The following is a 2,860-nucleotide window of genomic DNA, read 5'->3' as shown; positions in this document are numbered from 1 at the left end:
CAAGGACTCCGCTCAGCAGGCCTTGACCGCAACCTAATCACGAGAAAGAAACAGGAACGGATTCTACATCCAAACGGCCCGCATTAAGGGGCTGGGTCATGGTCAGCCCAACGTTCGATGCGAAAAATAGCAACGGTCGGCCCAGAGCCGGCTTTGTAGCCGTTGACCACGAATGTCTGCATTCGATATTTCGCGGGGTTGACCACCTAAGAAGTCTCCCACCATTTGTGTATGAGTGATCCGGTTCATGCTTCACCCAAAGGAAGCATGGATGACCATCTCGAAAGAAATCCTGGATGAGGTGCTGAAGGGCGTGGAGCGCCCTGAAGACCTGCTCGGCGATGCCGGGTTGATGTAAAAGCTGCAAATCACGCTGATGGAGCGGATGCTGGGTGCGGAGCTGCCCGCGCATCCTGGCTATGAAGAGGACGATAGCGCCCCGCCCAATGAGATGGTCCACAGGGCGCAGATCGAGTTGCTGTGACGCGGGCTGCTGTCATTGACGGAAGGATAACCGTCTCGAAGGAGACCGCATAACCACAAAGTCTTGCCCACTCCCTCAGACCCGTGATCCTGATGGTGCGGGACATCATCCGTGTTGTCGACGCTTACGCCAAAAGGAGCGCCCACGGATCGTTTGCTGTTGTGTCTTCGGCTTCCTTGTCCATCTGTTCCTGAGCTGCGGCTTCCAGCTGGCCAGTGGTCATGTCCATGCCAAACAGCTCCAGCAATGAAGCGTCGGTCTCGGGTGCCTCCTGCGCAAGTGGATCGCTGCCGGATGCCGGTTCCTGTTCGGCGGGCTGCGACGACATGCCGATACCGAAAACCTGATGGAAATCCGCCACGGATGGATCGCCCGGGATTTGCGGAGTGACGTTTTTCAAGATCACCGTATGACCTTCGCTCAGCTTGATCTCGAGGTTATTTCCGCGAATGCTGGCATTCTCGAGCATGAACTCTTCCAGGAAAAGCTGGCTATCCTCGTCGCCGACCTCCAGCCCGTCGATCTCGAGAAAATCCGCCCCGAGGGTAAAGCCATGCACGATGTCGGTCTCGACAGGGCCGAATGGCGCATCATTGACGCTGAACGAGAGGATCGTCGTTTCGGCCCCTGCTTCCAGCGTGTCATTGCCAGCGCCGCCTGCAAGGAAATCCTTTTGTCCCGATGCCACAAGACGGTCATCGCCGTCGCCTCCGAAAAGGATGTTGGACCCCTCGCCGCCGAAGATCGTATCATCTCCGCTTCCGCCAAACAGCAGGTCATCGCCCCAGTCGCCCGTCAGGCGGTCATCGCCGGAACCGCCATCGACCCAATCGTTACCCCAGCCCCCTTTGAGCTTGTCGTTTCCGCCTCCGCCTGAAATCGAGTCATCGCCAAGCCCGCCATTGATCCAATCGAAACCCCCGCTGCCGGTCAGGATGTCATCGTCTTCACCACCTCGGACCCAGTCGAGGGGGGCTTCGAATGCCTCCTCGATGATATCCGCGCTGGCGGTTTTTGAGGCCCCGAATATCTGGTGGAAATCGGCCGCTGCCGACGTCCCGGGAAGTTGCGATACCAGGTCCTTCAGCACAACGGTATGGTCGTCGCTCAGAGCGATCTCGAGATCGTTTCCTCGAATACTCGCATTTTCAAGCATGAAGTCTTCATCTGAAAACCCGTCGCCGCCTTCCGAGAAATCCAACCCGTCAATTTCGATGACATCCTGACCCAGAACGAAGTCATGGACGATATCGACTTCCTTGGGAGTCTCCACGGTCTGATCGACGGTGAATCTGAGGATCGTGGTCTCGGCCCCGGCATGGAGCGTGTCATTGCCTGCACCGCCGTCAAGAATGTCGAGCCGCCCCGTCGCGACAAGGCGGTCGTTACCTGCACCACCAAACAGGACATTGTCGCCATCCCCGCCGAATAACCGGTCATTGCCATCGCCGCCGAATAGCTGGTCATTGCCCCAATCCCCGGTGACTTTGTCATCGCCAGCGCCACCATGGACAATGTCGTCACCCCAGCCGCCTTTCACCGTGTCGTCGCCGAGTCCCCCCCCAGATCGTGTCATTGCCCAACGTGCCATTGATCTGGTCGGCCGCATCGGTCCCGATCAAAAGGTCATCCCCCGGCGTGACCGAGGTCGAGACCTCAGTCGAGGCCAGAAGCATATCGAAAGTCGCAAGCTCGAGGGGCGCATCGATAACGAACGGTTCAAACGTCTCGAGCTCGGATTTCTCCAGGACGACACGCACCACTTCGTAATCATGTTCGAACGTGACATCGAGGCTCGAGGGGCTCTCGGATGCCATCAAATCGATCGTGTAACTGAACGTCTCGCCATAACTTCCGATCAGCTCGCCATCGCCGGGGTGAAACAGTTGCTCACCCGTCGCCCAGAGATGCGTTACCTCGGCGTTGAGAAAACTTTCGTCAAACTCGAGGCGGTAATCCAACTGCTCTCCGGAAAAATCACTGGCCGCAAGAAAGACGGTCACCTCGGTGTCATTGCCATACACATAGCTGTTTACATGGTTGCCGCCGATATAGGACATGCCAAGGTCGGCCACGTTGGAAATATTGTCCTGAAACCCGTCATAGAGAAATTTGCCTGGGATGCTTTCGCCCATAAGGTCGAACAATTGTAAGCGGTGCGCCGTTCACACGGGTTTGGCGTAGTTCCAAGGCAGCAACTCTGTGATGTCCGTTTGTTTGTGCCCGCCAGCAATGGCTGTCATGGCACCAGCCAGATAGCCATGCGGTTCGATCCCGTTGAGTTTGCAGGTTTATGCCGGACGCCGAACTATGCCGAATGGTAGTAGACGCAATCTTCCGTTTGGCCGTGCTCACGGCTGGTTGGCGGTTTTCCGT

General features: G+C 57.2%; 2 protein-coding genes and 2 pseudogenes. 1 reads left to right on the top strand and 3 read right to left on the bottom strand.

The window, feature by feature from the left end; genetic code table 11:
* Positions 1-271: 271 nt before the first annotated feature.
* A pseudogene (locus tag N5A93_RS19615) lies at positions 272-463 on the top strand (IS256 family transposase); the annotation flags it as partial.
* A 145-nt stretch (positions 464-608) separates the two neighbouring features.
* Here the strand turns inward: N5A93_RS19615 and N5A93_RS19375 are convergent.
* The 3 genes and pseudogenes from N5A93_RS19375 to N5A93_RS19365 all read right to left on the bottom strand — a co-directional run.
* Positions 609-2,060 carry a calcium-binding protein gene (locus N5A93_RS19375; RefSeq protein WP_268956739.1) on the bottom strand — a complete coding sequence of 484 codons (1,452 nt, stop codon included), beginning with the start codon at positions 2,058-2,060 and terminating at the stop codon, positions 609-611.
* Positions 2,005-2,619: a hypothetical protein gene (locus N5A93_RS19370; RefSeq protein WP_268956738.1), complete on the bottom strand. Its 615-nt coding sequence runs from the start codon at positions 2,617-2,619 to the stop codon at positions 2,005-2,007. Before N5A93_RS19370 ends, N5A93_RS19375 begins: the two co-directional genes overlap by 56 nt.
* 30 nt (positions 2,620-2,649) lie before the next feature.
* Positions 2,650-2,775: pseudogene (locus tag N5A93_RS19365) on the bottom strand (transposase domain-containing protein); the annotation flags it as partial.
* Positions 2,776-2,860 lie beyond the last annotated feature (85 nt).

The organism is Roseovarius salincola (assembly GCF_026891095.1).
Taxonomy (GTDB): domain Bacteria; phylum Pseudomonadota; class Alphaproteobacteria; order Rhodobacterales; family Rhodobacteraceae; genus Roseovarius; species Roseovarius salincola.
Note: the sequence above shows the minus strand (reverse complement) of the source record. Positions and strands in the feature narration are given on the sequence as shown.

Excerpts from the sequence above, each read along its gene's own strand:
- N5A93_RS19375 (WP_268956739.1), bottom strand. The coding sequence starts at position 2,060 with ATGACACGATCTGGGGGGGGACTCGGCGACGACACGGTGAAAGGCGGC.
- N5A93_RS19370 (WP_268956738.1), bottom strand. The coding sequence starts at position 2,619 with ATGGGCGAAAGCATCCCAGGCAAATTTCTCTATGACGGGTTTCAGGAC.